This is a genomic window from Streptomyces sp. NPDC037290 (assembly GCF_055603245.1).
The window spans coordinates 409,247-429,164 of the sequence record NZ_JBVJVZ010000005.1 but is presented as its reverse complement, the minus strand read 5'-3'; the positions used below and the strand labels follow the sequence as shown (position 1 = coordinate 429,164).

The following is a 19,918-nucleotide window of genomic DNA, read 5'->3' as shown; positions in this document are numbered from 1 at the left end:
GGGCTGGTGCTCCTTCCGCCAGGACAGCGCGCCGGGTGCCCGAGACGAACCCTCGTCCTCTCGAACTCAAAGAAAGCGAGTCATGATCGCCATGAGGAAGATGCTTGCGGTTGCCGCCGTTGCCTGTGCCGTCGTCCTGAGCGGAGCGGGCATCGCGGCCGCCGATGACGGTGGCAAGGCGCTGCACTCCCCCGGCGTGGGCTCCGGCAACCTGCTTCAGGCCCCGGTCCACGTCCCCGTCAATGCCGTGGGCAACGCCGCGACCGTCATCGGCGGACTGAATCCGACCTTCGCCAACGACGGCTTCGACGGCTGAGCTGACCGGACAGGCGGAACGGGGCCCAATGGGCCTTCGCATGTCCGGTTGAGCGTGGGCGGTCGGCCTTTCCTCCCCGGCCGCCCACAGAAGCTGAACCGGTCAGGACCCTACGGGGGTAGTCACCACCACCCCGAGGACTTCTTGGCGGCCTTGGCCTTGGCGGCCTCGGTCACGATGCGCTGCCGCTCCATCTGCAGAGCCGTGATCTCGGCGGTCAGCCGGGTCTCGGCGCTCTGCCAGGCGGTGTCCATCTTCCGGTCCGCGCGGGCGGTGCCGTTGCCCCGGTGGAGGCTGTAGGCGCCGGACCCGATCGCGCCGAGCACGGCGCGGCGTTCGCGGCTGTTCAGCGGCCACATCTCGCGGTTCTGGACGGCCTCCAGCATGCGTTCGTTCTGCTGGATCGCCTTGTCCAGGCGGCGGGTGTCGGGCTTGCCCATCTCAGCCCCTCCTCGGGGTGGTGTCGTCGGCGAGCGGAGCGGGGACGAGTTGGCCCGGCAGCAGGGTGATGACGCGGGAGAGGTCCGCCGGGACGGCGCAGCCGCGCTCGCGCAGCCAGGCGGCGATCAGCAGGTAGGTCTGCTCGCGGGGCGTGCATGGCGGGACGGTGACGTGACCGCGTGCCCATGCGCGGCCGTGGCCGCTGACAGTGACCCAGCCGAACCAGTGGTGGGCCACCTCGTACGGGGCAGCGTTGTTGCTGTTCATGGGTGAACTCCTGACGGCGAGTGGAGGGTCAGGCGGCGGCGTGCTCGTGGTCGGCACAGGGCACGCACATGCCGAGCGAGGCGGGGATGACGTATCCGGCGTCGCGTCTGCACGTCGGGCAGGTGCGGCGGGCGGTGTTGGCCTTGGCCAGGGCCGCCCACCGCGCCGGGGTCATGGGTCGGACCGGCTTGGCGAGGTCGAGCCGGTACAGGTAGGCGACCAGCGGGCCGCGCCGACGGCGCGGGCGTTCGAGCTGAGCGGCCACCGGTTGTCCGCCGGGGCGCAGGCCGCGCGCTCGCAACTGGCGGTAGGTGGCGTAGCCGTCCGGGGCCAGGCGCCACCGGAACACCGGCAACGCCCCCATCAGGCGACGCGCTTCCAAGCGGCCCGCAGGCGGACCTCGGAGGCGGAGTGGCCAGCCGCGCGGAAGCGGCTCGCCATCTCCCGGTAGGACAGGGCCGGGTGCTCGCTGGTGCGGATCTCATCGACCAGCCGGTCAAGCGCCGCATCGGTGAGCGCAAGTCCGGTCTCCAGCGCGGGAATCGGCTCCGTCGGCCCCCACACCGGCAGCTCCCACCGGGAAGCGACATCGGCCGTGACGCTGCTCGTCACGCTGGTCAGTGCCCGTCCGGTCTTCTCGCCCGCCCGTGCCGTCTCCAGCGTCGACCACGCCCGGGACAAGGTCTGTGCGGTCTTGGCCTGTACCCGTGCGACGCGGGCACCGGCCTGCGTCACGGCCGTCAACCTCGTTTCCTCGGTGACCGCTTCGGCCCGAAGACGGGCGCGAGCCACGGCCGCTTCGTCCCGGGCTTCTTGCTGGATGCCGCGGATCGCATCCAGCGCCACCGGGGTGAGCGCCGTCCGCTCCCACAGGCCGTGGACCAGCCACAGCGCCTTGGCCGCGATCGGAAGCCACGCCACGGCCAGCCACGCCCCGGCGGAGCCGGCGGTGGTGAGCGCGTGGGCCACCAAGACACCAGCCGCGATGAGGCCGAAGCACCAACCGACGCCAGTCACGATGTTGCTGTGGTCGCCTTGCGCGGCGAGTCGACGTTCGTAGGCGAGGGTGGCCAGCCAGCCACCGTCGATACCGAGACCGACGACCACGGCGACGGCCCCAGGCACCGCAGTGCCGAGCCACATCACGACCACGGCCAGGGTGAGGGCCATGGACACCGCCGTCATCGCGACGGCGGGCAGGGCGGTCTTGGCCCTCACGCCGCACCACCCGGCAGGCTCGCGGTGGCGGTGCGGTTGGTCAGTGCTGCTCGCTCAGCCAGTACCCGGCGCCGGGCCCGCCGGATCCGGCGGGCGTCCAGCTCGGTCGACGTGCGGTCCAGGGTGATGATCTGCGCGTCCAACAGGTCGACGTCCGCCAGGATCAGCGGCATCTCCTGCTCGATCCCGTCCAGCTCCGCGCTGGTCGGCTCCATCCAGTCCGCGAACGCGGTAACAGCATCCTGAACAGTAACGATGTGCTCCATTGGGTCGTGTTCCTCTCAGACAGGAACGGCCCGAACCGCGCCCCCGGTGTTCCAGCACCGGGGGCGCTTGCCGTTGAAGTCGGAACTTCCGGCTCCCCTCAGCGCTGCTCGTACGAGACGAGCAGCGGAGGCAACCGGCCGCAGCAAGCGCCGCGAAGGTCGATGCGCGGACTGGCCGCGTGGTCCGTCTTTTCGACTCGGGGAGACGGGGCCCACCTATGCAGTTCTCAAGCAACGAAAGCTCCCCGGCGAGCGCGGTAACCCCTGCTCAGAGCGGCTCCCGTCGTAGCGGGACCCACCGGGCGCTGCATGTACGGCAGAACCGTACGTGACACCCCGTACGACTTGTCTGGAGGAGTGTCGTGGCAAGAGATTGCATGAGTCGCGCTTGGAGAGTCAAGCCCCCTGGTCTAACTTGTACGGAGGAGCTGGAGCAGAGGGGTTGCCTTGGCGGTGCGACGCGGCATGACGAAGGCGCAGGAAATCGCTTATGACCTGCGCGAACAGATTCAGTCCGGCAGGCTGGGGCCTGGCGAGGCCCTGCCCAGCGAATCCAAGATGATGAGTCAGTACGGCTACAGCCGCGAGACCATCCGCGCCGGCGTGCGCCTCCTCATCGAGGAAGGCTTGGTCGTCGCCGGGCAGGGACAGGGCAAGTACGTCCGGGAGGACTACCCCCCTGTCGTGTGGAACTGGACGACGCTGGAGAGCCGCAGCCGCCACGCCAACGCGGTGGAAGGGCGAACGGCCGGCGACCAGTGGGCGAGCGTAATCGCAGAGAACGGAAATGCCCCCCGCCAAGAGATCTCGGTGTCGATCGTTGTGCCTCCGCCCCACGTCCGAGAGCGACTTGGGCTTCCCGAAGACGGATTGGCTGTGGCGCGCAAGCGTGTCCGGTTCATAGACAACCGGCCCTATGCACTTGCCGACTCGTACTTCCCTCAGGAACTCGTGGTTGGCACACCCCTGATGGAGCCCCGAGACGTCTCCGCACCCGGCGGCATCCTCGCCTCCGTGGGACTCGTGCAAGCCAAGTACGTGGACGAAATCTCAGTCCGTATGCCGACTCACCAGGAAGCGGAGCAACTTGGCCTTCCCGCAGCTACTCCAGTCGCAGAGCACACTCGCACGGGCTATGACGCGGACGACCGCCCCCTCCGCTGCATGGTCACCATCCTCCCCGGAGACAGGCACAAGATCCTCTATGAAGTCAGTACGGACTGAGTACCTCCGCCCTGCAGCGGCGGAGGACGTACCTGCCCTTTTGGCCCTACGCGCAGAGGCCGAGGCGTGGCTGCGTACCAAAGGCACAGACCAGTGGAGCGACCCGGAAACCGGCGAGCGAGCCATCTCCAAATGGCGCGCGAGCATAGATGAGGGGCGGGCATGGGTCGTCATCGGCGAAGGTGACGAGGTGCTCGCCACCGTCAGCCGTGGCCCCGTCGACCGGGATTTCTGGACTGATGCCGACCGCCCCGAAACAGCGCTGTACCTCTACAAGCTGATCGTTGCGCGGGAAGCCTCAGGCCGGCAGCTTGGGACGCGCCTCATCGACTGGATGTCCCGTCTCGCTGCCCTGGAAGGGCGGAGCTGGGTTCGCATTGACACCTGGCGCACGAACACCGGGCTGCAGAGCTACTACGAGCGGCTTGGCTTCCAGCATGTCCGCACCGAAGCGCCGTCGCACCGGCGGTCAGGTTGGCTCGCTCAGCGACCGGCGGGGGAGCTGGCCATGCCAGGCAACCTCTTGCCAGTCTCCGGCGCCGCCAAGAGGACACCAAAGGACCCTGAGGTGCCACACCAGCGGCGCTGAATACGCAAGCCAACCGCCGTTAGTGCTACCTGATGACTCGGAAGTCGCCCCGGCCGCGGAGGCGGGGGCGACTGCAACACAGCTACTCTGCCGTAGGGCTCCGCCGACCACACAGGATCCGGGACCTCAGCGCAGTCTGCCCCATGGAGTGGCGGTCTACCCTCGCTTAGAAAGTAGATCAGAACCGAGCTTCGTTACCGGCGTCATCCGATCGTAAATCGTGGGGTCCAATAGACCTGCGATGAAAGCTGCTGCCACCATAAATGGCGCAGCAACGGCGGCGTTGCCCAGCCCCTGCGTCCAGCCGAAGGGGTGCGCCACAACGGCGAGAATGGCTGTAATGAGCACCGTGAGAGAAAGCGCTCTGCGAACAACCTTCACCAGTTTCTTACTGAAGACCTCGCGTGCCGACGCCTCACTTGCAAGCAACTCCCAATCTCCCTCGGCACAGTTCACTACTGCGATTGAAAAGGCGTGCTTCATATCTCTCAGATTGTCGGCGCCACCTACTGTCGCGGCGATCTTCCATCGTCGCACTGAGACAGCGATACCGTCCGCTATACGCTGAATCTCAATGTTTGCTACATGATCTGTGACGCGGGCGGTTCTACCCCAGTAACCTTCGGCGAAGCGTGCCGTCGCTTCAACAAGTTCGATGAGTTTCGCGCGGTCTGACAGCCACAAATAAGCATGCGCAGTGGTCGAACTTTGGCTCGGTGAATCTGAAGAGTCTCGGTCCATCTGGCGTACCAAAACTTCGAGCAGTGTGGCTATCTCCAGCATCGAGTCCAGTAGTGTCACGGATGCATACTCACTCGACTTTGCCGTTTGTCCGGCCAAAACGATGGCACGCCCCACCGTGTAAAGCGTGATTATGGTGGCGAACCGGAGAAGTCCGATGGAAGATCCGCTAAGTATCTCGCCTCCTGCCATGTCGGCAACGGGTCGCGTGACCGGGTGCCAAGCTTGGACGGAGGGGATGGCCGTTACTTTGAGGATCTGTGTGATCCACCAGTCACGTGTGGCAGAGAGCAGGAGAGCCATACCAAAGATGCTGGCCGCGACGTGAATCTGACCCGATAGGCCTTCGCGGTCCCCAACCAATCTGCGAGCCACAAGAAAGAGCAAGAACAGTATAAATAATGTGAGGAGCATAGAGTTCGACTTGTCGGCTACTGGAACCTTCCTTAAGGGGGATGTGAGGGACCACCAGATTACTAGCCAATAAAAAATCAGGGCTGCGGCTATATTGGAAATCCAGCGAACCAGGCGATGCTCGGATCGGAATGCCTGGAACGTGGCTGCTCTGTTTTCGCGTATGTGTGCATTCCGGGCGGCTCTTGAGACTGCAGGCTCAATGCGCACTCTCGTCTCGGCACTCACAGAACTCAGTGCCCTGAGCTTCTCGACACGGTCGATGACATATTGGTCCAGTCGTCGCTCCTCCTCCTGTGGCAGGCTTTTCAGATGGCGTATTGCCTCTCGTGCTTGGGCGGCCACGGCTCGTGCCCAGCGGAGAAAACCCTGTCGAGGGTTATTTGACGTCCTGCCTGTGCCAACCAAGTTAAAACCTCGCTTACGACCAGCGCCGTCGTACTAAGTGTGCGGCGCGGATAGCAGGCACCGCAGCGTTTCGCGGGAAGTCGCGGGAGGAACTCAAAGTAGCATTCAACGCTGCTTACGCTCTCGGCGTGGGGCGGGCTAGCAGCCGTCGCAAGCGCGCTCTTGGAGGCGTCGGAGGCGGTACGTGAGGTGGGTCGGGAGGTGGCGCGATACGGGGCAGAGGTTAGGTACGGCGGCGCCTCCCCCAAGTGGCTCCCGCCGTCCGAAGATGCCGGGTCGGTCTCGAAGGGCGTGGTGCTGTGACGGTGGCGTCGGGGTGTGGTCACTCCACAGCCGGCGCCCCAATGACGGCAGTCGTTGACGGCAACATGCGCGCACCTTGCCGTACCCCGGCAACCCTTCGTGCACCTCGCTGACGAGGTATGAGTGACGAGAACTAGGCCACTGAGCCAGCGAGGTGAACTCCTAAAGCGGGTGTCGCAGGTTCGAATCCTGCCGGGGGCACCAGGCAAAAGGCCCCGGACCGATCATGGTCCGGGGCCTTTGACATCTACTTCTGACATCAACGCGGGCGGTCACCCACGATCGGGGCGCCTCTTCCTGAGCAGCCGGTCCATGTGGCTCATGGCCTCGCACTGGGTGTCCTGGACGACGGTGGAACGCGGCGGGCGTTCCTGGCCGACGCGGCAGCAACGGTCACCTCGCGAAAATGGCCCGCGCAGCTCCCACGTTCCCTCAGGAGCCGGTGGGTACCCACTGACGCACACCGTGGCCGTTCGTGCCGTACCAGTAGTGGGGCAGGCCCTTGATGCTGCTGGTGCGGAACGGGTGGCCGTGGTCGTTGATGCGGACCGTGCCGGTGCGGCCCTGGGATGACCAGTCGAGTTCCAGGTACCAGTTGCAGTCGTAGGCCTCGGTCGTCGCGGTGACCTGCAGCACCTCCGGGTCCTCGGCGGAGACGCGGTAGGGGAACTGCACCGCGGGGACGGGCTTTCCGCTGTCGTTGCCGGGGCGCGCGCGGGCGATCGGGCGGTCGACGTCCAGGTTCACGGAGAAGTTGCGGGGCGGCAGATCACTGCCGCAGCCCTGGCCCATGGCGTACGCGTTGCCGGTGACCGGGGTTCCGCGGCTGACGATACGGACCCGGAGGGCCTCGAGGACCACGGCCGTGGACGACTTCCCCTGTACCGAGATCTGCACCATCGTCTGCCGCCCAGGTACCGCCTGCTGCGTCGCTGCCCACACTTCGGCGTCCTGCTCCACCGGCGGCGGGGGCACCTGGGCCGGCTCCTTCCCGATGACGTAGTCGTGCCCGCAACCGCCGTCCCAGATCTGCGAGTCGGCGGTCCACGCGAGCGGCACACCGGTTGGCACGGGGGCGTCACCCTTCGTCCCGGCCGACGATCCGTCCTTCGACTCGGGGCTCCCTGAAGCCCGTACTCCTGTGGAGGGCGAGGCCGAAGAACGGCTGCGGGAGGGGCTGGCCGCGGTGGCGGAGGGGTGGTGTGACGTACCGGTTCCTGTCGTACGGGACTGACCGGGGGCCTTGGCGGAGTTGTCGTGAGACCGGTCGGCCGACAGCGCCGACATACTGCCCAGCGTCACCAGCAGTACGGTCGCCGTGGCAGTGCCGACGACGGTACGGCGACGGCGGTACCAGGGCCGTCCGGTTGAGCGGACCGCATCGCACTGGGCCGTCGACTCACGACTGCCCGGTCCGGGAGCGTCGGGAGCGGCCAGTGCGGCGCCGGGGGCGCCCGCATCGAGTCGCGGTGGTGAACCGCTCGTGCCGTCCCCGTCACCACCGATGCCGTCGGCGGCGCCACCCACACTGCGCGTGCTGCCACCCGCACGCCCCGCTGTCCGGCTGTCCGGACCCGAAGCCCGCTCGTCCCCTGTCGGCTTCAGTGCCCCTTCGGTCTTTGCCGGCTCCGCTGTCTCCTCACCCGCCCTCGGCCGCTGTCGTGCCGCCAGCGCGAGCAGCCACAGTCGGTGCAGATCGAGGCGTTCCTCCGGTGTTGCTCCGCAGAAGGCGGCCAACCGCTCCACCGGCGCGTAGTCCTGCGGGATCGCCTGTCCCGCGCAGTAGCGGTGCAGCGTGGAGGTGTTCATGCCGAGACGGCGGGCCAGGGAGCCGTAGCTCCGGTCCGTGCGGTCCTTCAGTCGGCGCAGCAGCGCCGCGAACTGCTCGACGTCGTCATCGGTCGACACCGCTCCCCCAGCCTCCCACGTGTCCCCGTATCTCAGGCGGTCCATATACCTGCACGTCAGATGGGCTGGGATGGTTCCACCCTCGCCGAGCGGGCGTCCGGCGTTGCGCCGAGCCGTCGTGGCGGCTGATGCTCTTGGTGTCGCACCGACCAGGACCGGACCGACCAGTCGGCGGCGGGCGGCACATGACACCCATGCACTCATCCACGGGGGACACCCATGCCTCAGCGCACCCGAGCAGGCCCGCCCCTCGCACTCGCCGTCACGGGCTCGCCCTCGGCACGCCGCTCGCCACACCGGCAGACGTGGCGGCCAAGGCGTCGGCTCACGGCGGCCCATCTCCCGTCGTATCCAAGCTCGTCCTGAACGGTCGGCAAGGTCACCGCCTGCGTACCGGAGGCGGTGGAACGGGACCGCTGTCTACGCACGGCGCTGGGCCGTCAGGTCAGGGTGCAGTTGTCCAGGACGGCTGTGGCGAAGGGACGCTCCTCGTGGCTGAGCAACGACATCAAGTCCTGTGCGCACGCATCGAGAAGACCGGCCCGGAGACCGAGGCCACGCTGAAGGACTACGGCACGCTGCCTGCCGAGGAGAGCGGCACGGATACGGCCTGCACACGGTGACCTCCTGGGGCGTCTTTGACACCCGTCTGGCGCCTTCCGGCATGCGCCGGTGAAGGCCTTCAAGAAGACGGCCGTCACGGGCCGTGGACAAGCTCCGCCGACCGCATGACCGGGGCCGCCCTCCGCCACGGGGGTGGGGAGGGCGGCCAATCGACCGCTGACAGGGTCGTTCGGCGCGATTCAGCAGGACTTGGTGTCGTCGATCGCGCCGCGAGCCGCGGCAGGGGGGAGGGGAATGGGCCCGCGCAGCAGCAGATGTTCATGACCCTGGGGCAGCGCCCGCCCACCCGAAAAGGCGATAGCCGCACGACGGCGCCGGCACGAAGACACCGGGCCGAGAGCAACCACACAGGGAACAGAAAAGGAAGATGCACATGAACAGGAAGTCCCCCGCACACCGCCGTCCGGGCCGCCGCGCGGCCGTCGCCGCCGGCCTCGTCCTGGCTGTCGGACTCGGTGTGTCGACACAGGTGCCGGCACAGGCATCCGTCCATGCCCCCGCAAAGTCGAGCGCCGCCGCACCGCAGTCGGTCAGCGGCACGAGCGGTCAAGTGGTGACCCGGGTCGCCGACTTCTACGGCGCGTACATCGACGCGATCGGCGACTACACGGACCCGGACACCACGCTGGAAACGGTGCTCCGCAAGCACTACCTGACGCCCGACTTCGCCAAGCGACTGGCGGCCTGGGAGAAGAAGCACGGGGCGGACGGTGTACTGCGTGCTCAAAACGTCCCGCGGAAGTGGACGGTGACCGACAACGGCGCCGTGGGTAACGGCCATGAGGTCATCGTCACCCTGACGTTCGGCAGCGGGGAGACGACGCAGAAGATCAAACTTTTCGTGCTGGTGGAGCGGTACAACCACATCGTCGACATCGGCACCACGAGCAACCGCTGACAGCGGAGCCGCACGTGCCACAGGCGTGCCACTACGGGCGGCCGGAAAGGAAGCATTGCGCGCCCCGGCCGCAGGCTTCGGCGCCTTGTCGAAGAGCCGCCCGTCGTGCAGCTCGGCCTGAGCACGGCGCACAGTGACGGTCAGCCCGTCCAGGTCAACGTCCCGGCGCCGCAGGGCCGCCCGCTCTGCGAACCGTGGAACGGTGAAGGCCGCCAGGAGCACGAGCAGCCGGTAGCGCGGGGCGATGGAGTCGGCAACGGCGACGACTTCCGCGACCGTGCGGACCGGCCGCTCTGGCACGTCGTAGCGGTCCGCTCGCCGGCTCCGAAGGTGGGCAGGATGTGCAGCCGGATCGTGGTACCGAACCCCCAGCGGCCAGACGGGAGCTGCCGGACCGACCAAATACGGCCGGCACTCCTCCCACCCCTCGCCCCACCGCCACGGGGGCACAACCGCCAGTCAGCGCAGGTGACTTCAATCCTTACTGACCTCGGTTGGAGCGCCGCTCACTGCCTCGTAGCCGAGATGCGTTCGGCCACGAGGTAGCGGGTATGGAGGACGCGCGTCTGTCGCGTGGGGGAGGGGCGATGTCGACCATTCTGATCTCGGTCCTTGCAGTGCTCGTGTCGCTGGGCTCACTGGGCCTGTCCTATGCGTCCAATCGGCGCTCCCACATGCCCGTCTTGCAGTTCATGTGGGAAAGCGGGCAGGGCGGCACCGGCGAACCCAAGTGGTGGCTCGTCAACGTAGGAACTGGCCCAGCGACCAACGTGGTTGTTGCCCAAACTGAGAGGACAAGCCTCAAACGGGGTCTCAACGGCGAGGTCTGGTTCAATCCGGTGCTGGTCCCGTCGATCCCCGTCGGTGGAAGGCTGGCTCTCACGTGGCTCGGGGGAACCATGGGGCTGGACTCCGGGCTGGGAGCCAGCTACACGGACGTCGAGCGCTACTTCTACACCACAAAATGCGGGGATGACGTTTCATTGTTCTTCACCGGCTTGCATCTTCCACGCTGGCCGCTTCTGAGGCTGCACGGGACCAAAGCCGTCAAGACGTGGTGGGGTGTGGAAGACCTTTCTGGCCCCCCATGGTCGGCTGTCGCCCCCGAACGCGCCAGGCGGCGTTGGTGGCTGCCTCAGCGCTTCGGGCTCTCGCGTCGCCTGGGTGGATGGGCTGATCCAGTGCTCTCGTACCAGCCTGGTGAGTGATTGCCATCGGTCCCGTCATCGGGACCCACCCCACGCGACGTGTGCCACTGACGATCACCGATTACGCTCAGAGACCCAGGAGTCAACGGTGATCGTCAGTTTTGGAAAGCCACGCCCGACCGTGCCGCCTTGCGGAGCCGTGATCACTCGCGCCAAAGCAGCGTCACCCCAAAGCCACTACGCCGACCTGAGCGTCACGAGGCCGTTACCGCTCACCTCCGCCGGAGGAACGGGGACTGTGGCCGGATCCGCCGACGGTCTCGTGACTGCCGCCTCTCTGGGGGGCCGCGTGGTGGTTCAGCACCTTCATGATCTCCGAGGCCAGCACATCCGCCAGAGCAGGCGCGAGAGATTCCGCCAATGCGGTCGCGAGCATCTGCGCGAACAGCACCCGTTCCAGTTCCGAGGAACGGGAAGGCGGCCGGGAAAGCAACGCCGTAGCCGCTTCCATCAGGGCTCCCGCCAGTGGGTCCTTTCCGTGCTTGACACCGGTGCCGGTGTGGAGGATTCCGGCATCACGCACCATTTCCTCGAAGATCTCGTCGATGAAGGCCTCCAAGGGATCCCGTTCGGATCTGTCGCCGGACTCAGCTGCCATTGTGTTTCCTCAGGTCTTCGGTTGCCGTACGGGACCTGCCCCCCGATGCCGACGACTGCCGGGATCGGGGGGCAGAGTGTCGCTTTTCCTGTCAGCGGCGCATGAGCGCCGCAAGGAGAAGGGGGTGCTGGATCAGAGAATCGCCGCGCTGCTCGCGGCGACGGCGCATGAGCGCGGCGAGCAGGAGCGGATGCTCGATGATCGACTCCTCACCACCCTCCTCCCGCCGACGGCGCATGAGCGCGGCGAGCAGGAGCGGATGCTCGATGATCGACTCCTCACCACCCTCCTCCCGCCGACGGCGCATGAGCGCGGCGAGGAGAAGCGGATGCTCGATGATCGACTCCTCACCACCCTCCTCCCGCCGACGGCGCATGAGCGCGGCGAGCAGGAGGGGATGCTCAATGATCGACTCCTCACCCCGCTCCTCACGGCGACGGCGCGTGAGCGCGGCGAGCAGGAGCGGATGCTCGATGATCGACTCCTCACCCCGCTCCTCACGCCGGGACAGCAAGGCTGCCAGCAGAAGCGGGCCGAAGGCGGATTCCTCGCCGATCTCTTCCTGGCCTACCCCGGCCTTTTCACGAGTGGGAGTCTCCGTCGCTGCCGTCATGGTTTCCTCTTTCTTTGACGCATGACTCGGCGGAGGGCTCAGCTGACACAAGGCAGGCCTCGCGCTCCGCCCTTCAGCGCCATCGTCGAGGTGCGCGACACCGACCGCATTTCGATCATGCTCCATGTGGCTGCAGGATTCGCGACCCTCGCGCCGGTCGAGAGCACGGGTTGCCTGGCGCAGCGTCCCGCTTGAGGGATCCCGGCTGCGGCACCTTCAGGCTCCTGTGGTCACTTCCGACATGGCTGTCCCGTGCCATGTCCGTGCCAGATCGTGCGGGGAACCCCGGGGAACACCGGAAAGCAGGTAATCGGTCATCTCGGACCCGTGCGCTTCCCTGCCCAGGTCAGCGGGGCAGCCTGGAGCAGAAAACACGAGCTTCCCAAGCTGAGAGTCCGGCTCTACCCGGCGTCTCCTCCGAGGAGTCCGCGGCGTGTCCAGCAACCACCGCGTCATGGAAATCAAGCACGCTGAGAGTGGCGCGGCCGGCCTTGTCGACGAGCGTCCGTTGGGCCACCAGTTCCAGTTGTTGCTGTGCCGCGTACACGCCGTGTTCCCCGATCGCGACGTGTCCCTTGCCGACACGGTCCGGGGAAGGTTCCGTCCGGGTGAATGCATCCCTGGCGGCGGAAAGGGCTGCAAGATACTCCGTGCATGCGGTACGCAACGTGTCGCGATCCCGCTCCGACCGATCGCGCCGCCACCGGACGTGATCAGCAACGAGGGTGGCGATCACACCGAGTACTGGGCCCACAGCTGTCGCCACAAGCGTCGACCATTGCATGAGCCCCCTGCGGTTCTTGTGGGACTGGTCCTTCCTCCCTGCCAGCAGTACAGCAGCGAAGTGCCGCGACCCAGTGCCCATCGATGCATTGCGCGCCCGCCGTCGTGACTGACTGTCGTCGGCAGAGGTTCGTGCCACAACCGTGCCAGATGCCGGGGTCAGTCACGGTCAACACCGGTGCTTTACACAGGTTCGAATCCTGCCGGGGCACCAGGGAAGACGCTCCGGATCGATCTTGGCCCGGGCTTTTGGCATCCGAGGGGGTTCCGAGTCGAGCGGCGGTCAGCTCACCAGGATGCGCAGCGCTCCTGCCAGGAGGAGGACGCCCGCGAACCCGAAGCAGATTCGCATGGTGGTGAGACTTCGCCAGGTCTTTTCGTATGGGGTGCGCACCGCGTCTGCCCAGTCCCAGACCCATACGTCGGCGCCGCGGTAACCACACGCAACCGCCGTGCAGGCGCCGACCGCGAGCAGCAGCAGCAGACAGAGCACCCCACGAATGATCACGTTGTTCCCTCCCCGGGCTGACGGTCAGCGTCGCACCGCGGCATTTTCGCACTTGGCGAAGGCGGGTGCTGAGCGTCCCTGATGTGACGGCAACGACGGCGGTCGGCAGTGGCGCTCAGCAGCCCGAGGCGGAACTGGCGGACTGCCGTCGGATCTGCCGGTCGCGGCTTGTCCGCATCTTCTGAGCGCCGGCGCAGCGCCATACAGCAGCCAGGTGCAACCGTCTCCGCTACCAGGAGCACCGCTGCGAGGGCCGGCCCGTCTCCGGGCCGTCCGAGGGCGGCCGACGACGACAGATGACGACAGCAGAGGACAGCGCTTCTCCTGGTGAGCGATGGTGCGTTAGGTACCGGCGCATGCGCCCATCTGCGAAGCAGTGTTGAGGAACATCAGTCTTCCGCTGCATCGCGGGAGGGTGGGAGCAAGAGGTCGCGCTGCGGGTGCTTCTCGCCCGTGACTCTCCCCTGGATGCCCAGGTCTTGCCGGGCCGCTTCATGGAAGGTGTTGATCGCTCGGAACGCGGCGCGATGCCGTTCCCGCCATTCGCTGAGAGTTCCGGTGATCTTCCCTGTCGCCTGCCAGGTGATCTCAGATAGCAGTACGTTCAGGTCGTGGCCGGCCTCGATCGCATCGTCGCAGCCAAGGAGCATGACCCGCTCGAAGGCGGACCCCCATCGCCGGCTCGCTTGGAATAGATCCGCGCGCACCTCCTCCTCAGACCTGTGATCTTCAGCCAGCCCTTCTTTGGCCTCGTACACCCGGACGCACGCGGCGATGCGCCACTTCACTGCGTCCATGTACGCCGCGTACGCCTCGACCTTCTTGTCGTCCCACCGAGTCATGAGCTGGTAGCGATTCTTGCTCCGCTCCATCAGCTGGCCGGTGAAATGGGTTGACAGTGCGCCGAGCAGCACGGCCCCTATCGTTACGAACTGCTCGCCCATCCCCATCTGTCCCCCCGGCCTCAAGCGCCCCTCGATGCACTGATGATCTTACGAGTGCTCATCATCTGGTGTGACGTCAAGAGGACCCTGACAACCGACACCAACGGCCGACACGGATACGGTGCGCCCTGCCCACCGAGGGGCGGCGCGCCGCCGGTCTGTCTGAGTCGTTGCGACTCATCGACCCGGGTGTTCAGAGCAGGCCTACTGACAGGAGCACGTAAGCGGTACAAGCAGTACCGATCACAATCCCTGCAAGCCCGAACGCCCCCTCGGTAGTTCTCCAGTACGAGCGCTGCAACTCGTGGGCGGATTGGGCTCTTCTAGGGTTCTTCGGGTCGTAGACAACCTCGATCGACCCCCTGCCGATGTCGGGGGCGTCACCGGGGCTCAGGCTCAGCCGGTGCCTCCGGCCTTCGGCATCCTTGTAGATGAAGTCCGCTGACCAGATGCCACCAGCCCAGCTCTCACCTCCCCGATGAGCCCTGACACGAACTCCGCGCCTGCTCAGCCTGACCCGCCTAGAAAGTCCCACCGTGCCCATCGCCAGGAAGATCAGCGCCAGAAAGACCCCAGCAGCCGCCACCGCATTTCCCCCCTTGGCAGACAAGTCGGCGCAGTTTAACCGCGAACCACCGCGGCCAGGGCGGTGACCAAGGCGCCTTCGGGCGCGAAGTCGGCGGTACAGCAACGAAGTACAGTCGCAGAGCCTCAGTCCTTGGTCGGTGGCAGCAGTCGCGGTGAACCCGCAGGCAGGTCGAGCGATGAACCCGCCCACGAGGAGCTCGGGTGAACAGCTGAGTCGACAGCCGTCGGCGACGCCGTCACGCGGAGCGGAGCCTTGGCTCGGCGTGCCAGAACCGTGCCGGGTCGTGCGGGGAGCCACAGGGAACACCGGGGGCCCACTCGGTCCGCAACCAGGGCACTGGCGCCCTTGCCCGCAGGTCAGCTACCGGAGGCAAGGCAAGAGGCCCTGAGCTTCCCAAGCTCAGGGCCCGGAGCCGTCGTCACGGACCGCCCGTCGCGACCTGCTCTAGCGCTCGGCGTCCCAGCGCGCTCGCAGTGACGCGCCGCCGGCAAGACTCTCGTCGAGGAACCCAGACAGCTCTTGGACGGCATCCAAGGCGCGCTGGAGGTTGGGGCGACGCTCGCCGTTGGCGATGGCGAGATGGAACCAGATGAGGGGATCGGCCCACACCCTGCGATCCGGTTGCATAAGGAGATCGCAGAATTCTCTGTAGCTCCTGAGTCGTCCTTCGGGTTCGAGGATGACGTCGGCGCCGATGCTGGACTGTGTCGCGTAGTAGACGTCGCAGGCGGCGAAAGCCACATGGACCTTCAGGATCAGGGCGGCCAGTCTTGTGTCGTCCTTCCCTGGCAAGCGCAGAAATGGTATGTCGTGCCGGGTGCGAGTCATCTGGGCGAACAGGCACGCAGTCATCCAGACGCTGGAAACCAGCGCGATGCCCGTTCCGGCGAACCAGGCTTCGTTTTGGTCATCGATCTCCCGCGGTTCGCTGAGGACCTGCGCAGGTCGATAGGAACCATGCCGGTCGATGGACGTGGCGTAGAGGGAGAGCCGGTGGTGTACTTCAGCGGTGTGCCACCTAAGGGGGTTGAGGTACGACATGTTGTGGGTCTCGCGTTGAGTTCGATTGCTGTCTCGCCGTTGCTGCCGGCTGTTCAGCCACACGAGACCCACGGAGGTGGCGCCTGAAGTCAACGCCGAGACCAGCGTTACCGAGAGAGTGTCCACGCAACTGTCTCCTTCGCAACGGGCCCCTACAGCGGCCCGAGCACGCTCATCTTGAAAGGGTCCACTCGTACGGGCCCCACAAGCGCACCAGATCGAGCGGGGAACAGCGGGGAACCACGGTGAAAGCAGTCGGCCCCGCGAGGCCAAGCTGATGATGCGGGTCGTTGATCAGGTGTGCGCTCGCTGCTGGCAGCGGCACCATGCTCCCGAGACTGTGATCAGCTATCTGCCCAGCGTGCCGACATCCTTGCGAAGGTGGGCGACGACCAGAGAGCCGCAGATGATCAAAATCAGGTCTGCGGCGTGGATATCTCTTGAGAGTGGTACATGAGTCCCCCGTCGCGCCCAACTGACCTTCAACCGAAGTCCGTTCAGTATGGCTTGCAGTGCGGCTGGGTTGCAGTACATGACTAGACGCAAGCGTGCGGAGACTGCACCGCCCCGTGCCCCCGGGCCAGTTGCCGTAGCTGATCCGTATCGGCCCCAAGGGGCTGTCCACCGTGCGGTGGTTCGACGGATGCACCTTGCGGCGCCTGGAGAAGAGGGACACCGCGCAAGGCCAGGGCCTGTGCCGGTGACTGGAACGCCCGGCTCTTCGGCTGCGGCCGCGGCGATAGGCTTGTCGGTCATGGGCATGATCCGCAGGCTGCTGGGTGTGACGGGCGAGGACATCGAGCGTCTGCGACAGCGGCGCCTAGCCGAGCAAGCCGACGGCGTCACGGCGTTCCTCGCACCGGGCGAATCCCTCGTCGGAACCGCTGAGGCCCGCCTGGTCGCCGCCCCCGTACCCCCGGACCGCCTGATCCCACGCCTGCCGCCGCTCGCCCCCGCGCCCGCCGAGCGGGACGGGGAGTCGCGCCTCGCGCGCGCCGCCGGATTGGCGTACCTGGCCATGAACCCCTTCCAGGCGGCCGGAGAGGTCCTTGCGGAATCACTCTCCGACGCGCTGTGGTACGTGCCCGACAAGATCACCGACTACATGGCCGTCGACCGGCGCGCAGACTGGTCGACCATGGCCGCGCGGCTGGTCCTCCTGACCCTCGCGATCCGGCAACTGGACGCCTACAGCGGTGACTTCGTCATGGCTGTGACCGACCACAGGGTCCTGGTCCTCGGCTACGCGTACGGCAATCGTGCCCCGCTGTATCCGCTGATCCAGTACTCCCCCGGTGACATCGCGTCCGTGCTGACCGTCCCCACAGCACGCAGCGCGAAGGGGAAGGAGGAGCCACACGTCGCCCTGACCTTCCGGGACGGGTCATCGGTCACCGCGGCCCCCGACGCCATCGCCGGCACGCGCTTCGCCGGACTGCTGCGTCCCGTGGGCTGAGCGGGCCCGGGGCACGCGAGCCTCGTCGCCCGGCAGCGACAGCGACAGCGCCTACGACACCGGCACGGCACCCCGGTGCGAGTCCGGAACAGCACCCCGTTGATCACTTTGCGGTGATCGGCCCACTGCCCACCAGGCTTACCGCTGGCGGATAGCGGTGTGCCATCTCATGACATTGGTTCCTCGCGGTCAGGCTTGGCGGGCGTAGGACGCGAGGCGAGCGGCGAGCGCGCTGACGAGGTCGCGGAGTTCGTCGGGGCGCTCGATGACGAAGGGCCGGTCGAGTGAGGCGAGTACCGGAGGCAACCAATCGAGCTGCTCCGCCCGTAGCTCGACGCGTAGCCAGCGCTCGGTCGCTCGGTCCTCGCCCGACACGGGCGAGTATTCCTCCAGGCTCGCGACGCTGGCGGGAAGGCGGGCACGGATCTGCTCAATCGTCCCGTGGATCCGCAAGGTCACCTCATGCCGGTACGTGGCCGTGGCGAACCCCGACACCACGCGCTGTGCCGGACCGGGATCCACGGGCGCTTCGAAGGAGCCGGGCAGGGTCCTCGCGTCTGCGATGCGATCGAGCCGGAAGGTCCGGTCCTCGCCGATCCGAGGGTCCGTGCCGGTGACGTACCACCGGCCCGAATGGGCGACGATCCCGTACGCGTGCAGCGTGCGTTCGCTGCGCCGGCCGTCGCGGTCGGTGTAGCGGATCGAGACCGGTCGGCGGTGGCGCACCGCATCGGCGATGGTGAGCAGGATCCCGGCGTCCGGGGTGTCGAAGCCCTCGGTCTGGTCCGTGAAGGCGAGAGCTTCCAGGAGTGTGTCGAGCCTGTGGGCGACGTGCTTGGGCAGCACCCGGCGGATCTTGGCCGAGGCCGTCTCGCTCGCCGTGTGCCCCGCTGTCGTCAGCCCTGCTCGGCGGCCGGCGACCAGCCCGAGCAGCACGGCCAGCGCCTCGTCGTCGCTGAGCATGAGCGGAGGCAAGCGGTACCCGGGGGCGAGCCGGTACCCGCCGTAGCGGCCGCGTACGGACTCCACGGGCACGTCGAGGTCGATCAGCTGGTCCACATACCGCCGCACGGTGCGCCCTTCGACGCCGAGCCGGGTGGCGAGTTCGGCCACGGTTCGGGTGCCGCCCGACTGCAGCAGTTCCAGGAGTGTCAGCACGCGGGCGGTGGGCCGAGGCATGTGTACAGCCTAATGCGAATACCGGACCGATTCTGTCCACTATTTTTCCTAACCTGCGAAGTACACGACTCCAGCACAGCCAGGGAGATCCCATGGACTTCGTCTCGATCCGCATCATCACCAGCGACGTCGCACGCCTCGTCGAGTTCTACGAGCGAGCCACGGGGGTGCAGGCGATGTGGGCCACCGAGGACTTCGCCGAACTCAGGACCCCGGGCGCCACCCTGGCGATCGCCGGCACCCGCACCGTCCCGCTGTTCGCCCCGGGGTCTGCCCGCCCGGCGGACAACCACAGCGTGATCACCGAGTTCCGCGTCGAGGACGTGGACCGCGTTCACCAGAACCTGACCGGCTTCGTCACCGACTTCGTCACGGAACCCACCACGATGCCCTGGGGCAACCGGTCGCTGCTGTTCCGCGACCCCGACGGCAACCTCGTCAACTTCTTCACCCCCGTCACCCCAGCGGCCATCGAAAAGTTCGCACGCTGACGCCACGCACAGCCGCTGACCCTCGAACGACGTCTGCGCTTGTGTCTGCTGACCGACGCCGGACGTCCGATCGCGCACGTGGCTGCGGAAGCCGGGATCACCCGCCGCTGCCTGGCCAAGTGGTACGCCCGCTGGCCCTCACACGGCACCGTGACCGAGCTTCTCGGCCAGCTCGTACCGGCCGCCGAGGACCAGGCCGTTCCGAACCATGGTCAGGCGATCGCGCCGTGCGGCAGGATCGCGTTGACGAGGTCCGGGGTTGACGGAAGGCCGACGGCCAGGCGGACGAGCAGATGAAGGAGGCGGCCGTCGTGCTGCACGCGAGGCCGGCCGTCGCCGCCTGCCTTTGCCGAAGAGCCTGGGCAGCAGGCCGGAAATCTGTCGAGTCCGACCCTGCGGCAGCTCTACCCTTGCCGCATGGCGCATGGAAAGACCTCGTACGTTTGCCTGCCCTGCCGGGCGTCGTACAAGCAGCCCTACCCCGGCTATCACGACCACGACCGGGTCTGTCCACGCTGCGCCGAACCGCTGATCCACGTCGGCTCCGCCTTCGCGGCACCCAGGAGGCGGGACACCGCCGCCTGGCGCATCCTCTCCGTGCTGCTGCACGCCGGCGTGCGCTTCCACAAGAGCTGCTGCGGCGGCCCCGGCTACCGTCCACGCACCCTCAGCGAGGTACGCGGGCGGATGGCCTACGCCCGAGCCACCGGAGAACCGTTCGCTCAGGCTTTGGTCCGCCGCGACCTTCCCTAGCAGCCCGAAAGCGGGGATCGCTCCGCCACGCCGACGGAACGGCCTCTGCTGTCACGCGTGCGGCGGCCGGAACACTGTCGGAGGCGATGCCGCCCCGCCGAGCGCACTGGGCCATGGCGCGTGCTTCCTGCCAGCGAG

At 67.0% G+C, this 19,918-nt stretch carries 23 protein-coding genes and 1 pseudogene; 9 read left to right on the top strand and 15 right to left on the bottom strand.

What is annotated here, in order from left to right; translation table 11 throughout:
• The first annotated feature begins 82 nt into the window (after window positions 1-82).
• The gene (locus ACZ7HQ_RS20655) at window positions 83-316 is read left to right on the top strand and encodes a chaplin (protein ID WP_470991591.1); all 234 of its coding nucleotides are present in this window, start codon (window positions 83-85) and stop codon (window positions 314-316) included.
• A 122-nt stretch (window positions 317-438) separates the two neighbouring features.
• Here the strand turns inward: ACZ7HQ_RS20655 and ACZ7HQ_RS20650 are convergent, their stop codons facing one another.
• Genes ACZ7HQ_RS20650 through ACZ7HQ_RS20630 form a run of 5 tightly spaced genes read right to left on the bottom strand, consistent with a single transcriptional unit; the run spans window position 439 to window position 2,508 of the window.
• Complete coding sequence (locus ACZ7HQ_RS20650) at window positions 439-756, bottom strand: hypothetical protein (protein ID WP_470991588.1); 318 nt, start codon at window positions 754-756, stop codon at window positions 439-441.
• Between the two features lies 1 nt (window position 757).
• Window positions 758-1,024: a hypothetical protein gene (locus ACZ7HQ_RS20645; RefSeq protein ID WP_470991585.1), complete on the bottom strand. Its 267-nt coding sequence runs from the start codon at window positions 1,022-1,024 to the stop codon at window positions 758-760.
• A gap of 28 nt (window positions 1,025-1,052) precedes the next feature.
• Window positions 1,053-1,388, bottom strand: coding sequence for an RRQRL motif-containing zinc-binding protein (locus ACZ7HQ_RS20640; RefSeq protein ID WP_470992247.1), 336 nt, complete (start codon window positions 1,386-1,388; stop codon window positions 1,053-1,055).
• Window positions 1,388-2,242, bottom strand: a complete 855-nt coding sequence (locus ACZ7HQ_RS20635; RefSeq protein ID WP_470991582.1) for a protein spdB — start codon at window positions 2,240-2,242, stop codon at window positions 1,388-1,390. Before ACZ7HQ_RS20635 ends, ACZ7HQ_RS20640 begins: the two co-directional genes overlap by 1 nt.
• Complete coding sequence (locus ACZ7HQ_RS20630; RefSeq protein ID WP_470991579.1) at window positions 2,239-2,508, bottom strand: DUF6284 family protein; 270 nt, start codon at window positions 2,506-2,508, stop codon at window positions 2,239-2,241. Before ACZ7HQ_RS20630 ends, ACZ7HQ_RS20635 begins: the two co-directional genes overlap by 4 nt.
• Before the next feature lie 465 nt (window positions 2,509-2,973).
• On the opposite strand from ACZ7HQ_RS20630, the gene ACZ7HQ_RS20625 reads away from it, so the two are divergent.
• Window positions 2,974-3,732, top strand: a complete 759-nt coding sequence (locus tag ACZ7HQ_RS20625; protein WP_470991577.1) for a GntR family transcriptional regulator — start codon at window positions 2,974-2,976, stop codon at window positions 3,730-3,732.
• Window positions 3,713-4,321 (top strand): GNAT family N-acetyltransferase, encoded by a 609-nt coding sequence (locus ACZ7HQ_RS20620; protein WP_470991574.1) that lies wholly within the window; start codon window positions 3,713-3,715, stop codon window positions 4,319-4,321. The genes ACZ7HQ_RS20625 and ACZ7HQ_RS20620 overlap by 20 nt, the downstream gene beginning before the upstream one ends.
• 156 nt (window positions 4,322-4,477) lie before the next feature.
• Here the strand turns inward: ACZ7HQ_RS20620 and ACZ7HQ_RS20615 are convergent, their stop codons facing one another.
• Both ACZ7HQ_RS20615 and ACZ7HQ_RS20610 read right to left on the bottom strand, forming a co-directional pair.
• Window positions 4,478-5,365 carry a hypothetical protein gene (locus ACZ7HQ_RS20615; protein ID WP_470991571.1) on the bottom strand — a complete coding sequence of 296 codons (888 nt, stop codon included), beginning with the start codon at window positions 5,363-5,365 and terminating at the stop codon, window positions 4,478-4,480.
• A 1,254-nt stretch (window positions 5,366-6,619) separates the two neighbouring features.
• Window positions 6,620-8,140, bottom strand: coding sequence for a helix-turn-helix domain-containing protein (locus ACZ7HQ_RS20610; RefSeq protein WP_470991568.1), 1,521 nt, complete (start codon window positions 8,138-8,140; stop codon window positions 6,620-6,622).
• A gap of 446 nt (window positions 8,141-8,586) precedes the next feature.
• Here ACZ7HQ_RS20610 and ACZ7HQ_RS20605 point away from each other — a divergent pair, with 446 nt between their 5' ends.
• Both ACZ7HQ_RS20605 and ACZ7HQ_RS20600 read left to right on the top strand, forming a co-directional pair.
• Window positions 8,587-8,718, top strand: coding sequence for a hypothetical protein (locus ACZ7HQ_RS20605; protein ID WP_470991566.1), 132 nt, complete (start codon window positions 8,587-8,589; stop codon window positions 8,716-8,718).
• A gap of 374 nt (window positions 8,719-9,092) precedes the next feature.
• On the top strand, window positions 9,093-9,617 hold the full coding sequence (locus tag ACZ7HQ_RS20600) for a hypothetical protein (RefSeq protein ID WP_470991564.1): 525 nt from the start codon (window positions 9,093-9,095) through the stop codon (window positions 9,615-9,617).
• Window positions 9,618-9,656: 39 nt separating this feature from the next.
• On the opposite strand, the pseudogene ACZ7HQ_RS20595 reads toward ACZ7HQ_RS20600, so the two are convergent.
• Window positions 9,657-9,944, bottom strand: a pseudogene (locus ACZ7HQ_RS20595) (site-specific integrase); the annotation flags it as partial.
• Window positions 9,945-10,204: 260 nt separating this feature from the next.
• Between ACZ7HQ_RS20595 and ACZ7HQ_RS20590 the strand changes: the two are divergent.
• Window positions 10,205-10,825: a hypothetical protein gene (locus ACZ7HQ_RS20590; RefSeq protein WP_470991562.1), complete on the top strand. Its 621-nt coding sequence runs from the start codon at window positions 10,205-10,207 to the stop codon at window positions 10,823-10,825.
• Between the two features lie 205 nt (window positions 10,826-11,030).
• Here the strand turns inward: ACZ7HQ_RS20590 and ACZ7HQ_RS20585 are convergent, their stop codons facing one another.
• The 6 genes from ACZ7HQ_RS20585 to ACZ7HQ_RS20560 form a co-directional block, all read right to left on the bottom strand.
• Window positions 11,031-11,423: a hypothetical protein gene (locus tag ACZ7HQ_RS20585; RefSeq protein ID WP_470991559.1), complete on the bottom strand. Its 393-nt coding sequence runs from the start codon at window positions 11,421-11,423 to the stop codon at window positions 11,031-11,033.
• Window positions 11,424-11,514: 91 nt separating this feature from the next.
• Window positions 11,515-12,036 carry a hypothetical protein gene (locus tag ACZ7HQ_RS20580; protein WP_470991556.1) on the bottom strand — a complete coding sequence of 174 codons (522 nt, stop codon included), beginning with the start codon at window positions 12,034-12,036 and terminating at the stop codon, window positions 11,515-11,517.
• A gap of 346 nt (window positions 12,037-12,382) precedes the next feature.
• The gene (locus ACZ7HQ_RS20575; RefSeq protein ID WP_470991554.1) at window positions 12,383-12,772 is read right to left on the bottom strand and encodes a hypothetical protein; all 390 of its coding nucleotides are present in this window, start codon (window positions 12,770-12,772) and stop codon (window positions 12,383-12,385) included.
• Between the two features lie 330 nt (window positions 12,773-13,102).
• On the bottom strand, window positions 13,103-13,327 hold the full coding sequence (locus ACZ7HQ_RS20570; protein ID WP_470991551.1) for a hypothetical protein: 225 nt from the start codon (window positions 13,325-13,327) through the stop codon (window positions 13,103-13,105).
• A 389-nt stretch (window positions 13,328-13,716) separates the two neighbouring features.
• Complete coding sequence (locus ACZ7HQ_RS20565; protein WP_470991548.1) at window positions 13,717-14,271, bottom strand: hypothetical protein; 555 nt, start codon at window positions 14,269-14,271, stop codon at window positions 13,717-13,719.
• Window positions 14,272-15,304: 1,033 nt separating this feature from the next.
• On the bottom strand, window positions 15,305-16,027 hold the full coding sequence (locus ACZ7HQ_RS20560; RefSeq protein WP_470991545.1) for a hypothetical protein: 723 nt from the start codon (window positions 16,025-16,027) through the stop codon (window positions 15,305-15,307).
• A gap of 628 nt (window positions 16,028-16,655) precedes the next feature.
• Between ACZ7HQ_RS20560 and ACZ7HQ_RS20555 the strand changes: the two genes are divergently transcribed.
• Window positions 16,656-17,357: a hypothetical protein gene (locus tag ACZ7HQ_RS20555; RefSeq protein WP_470991542.1), complete on the top strand. Its 702-nt coding sequence runs from the start codon at window positions 16,656-16,658 to the stop codon at window positions 17,355-17,357.
• Window positions 17,358-17,546: 189 nt separating this feature from the next.
• On the opposite strand, the gene ACZ7HQ_RS20550 is transcribed toward ACZ7HQ_RS20555, so the two are convergent.
• The gene (locus ACZ7HQ_RS20550) at window positions 17,547-18,536 is read right to left on the bottom strand and encodes a helix-turn-helix transcriptional regulator (RefSeq protein WP_470991539.1); all 990 of its coding nucleotides are present in this window, start codon (window positions 18,534-18,536) and stop codon (window positions 17,547-17,549) included.
• Between the two features lie 92 nt (window positions 18,537-18,628).
• Between ACZ7HQ_RS20550 and ACZ7HQ_RS20545 the strand changes: the two genes are divergently transcribed.
• Complete coding sequence (locus tag ACZ7HQ_RS20545) at window positions 18,629-19,027, top strand: VOC family protein (protein ID WP_470991537.1); 399 nt, start codon at window positions 18,629-18,631, stop codon at window positions 19,025-19,027.
• 417 nt (window positions 19,028-19,444) lie between these two features.
• Window positions 19,445-19,780: a deoxyxylulose-5-phosphate synthase gene (locus ACZ7HQ_RS20540; protein WP_470991533.1), complete on the top strand. Its 336-nt coding sequence runs from the start codon at window positions 19,445-19,447 to the stop codon at window positions 19,778-19,780.
• The last annotated feature ends 138 nt before the right edge of the window (window positions 19,781-19,918 follow it).

What these genes read in the sequence shown, in the direction of transcription:
- ACZ7HQ_RS20565 (WP_470991548.1), bottom strand. Translation starts at nt 14,271, where the DNA reads ATGGGCGAGCAGTTCGTAACGATAGGGGCCGTGCTGCTCGGCGCACTG.
- ACZ7HQ_RS20630 (WP_470991579.1), bottom strand. Translation starts at nt 2,508, where the DNA reads ATGGAGCACATCGTTACTGTTCAGGATGCTGTTACCGCGTTCGCGGAC.
- ACZ7HQ_RS20640 (WP_470992247.1), bottom strand. Translation starts at nt 1,388, where the DNA reads ATGGGGGCGTTGCCGGTGTTCCGGTGGCGCCTGGCCCCGGACGGCTAC.
- ACZ7HQ_RS20650 (WP_470991588.1), bottom strand. Translation starts at nt 756, where the DNA reads ATGGGCAAGCCCGACACCCGCCGCCTGGACAAGGCGATCCAGCAGAAC.
- ACZ7HQ_RS20625 (WP_470991577.1), top strand. Translation starts at nt 2,974, where the DNA reads ATGACGAAGGCGCAGGAAATCGCTTATGACCTGCGCGAACAGATTCAG.
- ACZ7HQ_RS20585 (WP_470991559.1), bottom strand. Translation starts at nt 11,423, where the DNA reads ATGGCAGCTGAGTCCGGCGACAGATCCGAACGGGATCCCTTGGAGGCC.
- ACZ7HQ_RS20545 (WP_470991537.1), top strand. Translation starts at nt 18,629, where the DNA reads ATGGACTTCGTCTCGATCCGCATCATCACCAGCGACGTCGCACGCCTC.
- ACZ7HQ_RS20645 (WP_470991585.1), bottom strand. Translation starts at nt 1,024, where the DNA reads ATGAACAGCAACAACGCTGCCCCGTACGAGGTGGCCCACCACTGGTTC.
- ACZ7HQ_RS20620 (WP_470991574.1), top strand. Translation starts at nt 3,713, where the DNA reads ATGAAGTCAGTACGGACTGAGTACCTCCGCCCTGCAGCGGCGGAGGAC.
- ACZ7HQ_RS20615 (WP_470991571.1), bottom strand. Translation starts at nt 5,365, where the DNA reads ATGGCTCTCCTGCTCTCTGCCACACGTGACTGGTGGATCACACAGATC.
- ACZ7HQ_RS20580 (WP_470991556.1), bottom strand. Translation starts at nt 12,036, where the DNA reads ATGACGGCAGCGACGGAGACTCCCACTCGTGAAAAGGCCGGGGTAGGC.
- ACZ7HQ_RS20610 (WP_470991568.1), bottom strand. Translation starts at nt 8,140, where the DNA reads ATGGACCGCCTGAGATACGGGGACACGTGGGAGGCTGGGGGAGCGGTG.
- ACZ7HQ_RS20655 (WP_470991591.1), top strand. Translation starts at nt 83, where the DNA reads ATGATCGCCATGAGGAAGATGCTTGCGGTTGCCGCCGTTGCCTGTGCC.
- ACZ7HQ_RS20550 (WP_470991539.1), bottom strand. Translation starts at nt 18,536, where the DNA reads ATGCCTCGGCCCACCGCCCGCGTGCTGACACTCCTGGAACTGCTGCAG.
- ACZ7HQ_RS20600 (WP_470991564.1), top strand. Translation starts at nt 9,093, where the DNA reads ATGAACAGGAAGTCCCCCGCACACCGCCGTCCGGGCCGCCGCGCGGCC.
- ACZ7HQ_RS20555 (WP_470991542.1), top strand. Translation starts at nt 16,656, where the DNA reads ATGGGCATGATCCGCAGGCTGCTGGGTGTGACGGGCGAGGACATCGAG.
- ACZ7HQ_RS20590 (WP_470991562.1), top strand. Translation starts at nt 10,205, where the DNA reads ATGTCGACCATTCTGATCTCGGTCCTTGCAGTGCTCGTGTCGCTGGGC.
- ACZ7HQ_RS20540 (WP_470991533.1), top strand. Translation starts at nt 19,445, where the DNA reads ATGGCGCATGGAAAGACCTCGTACGTTTGCCTGCCCTGCCGGGCGTCG.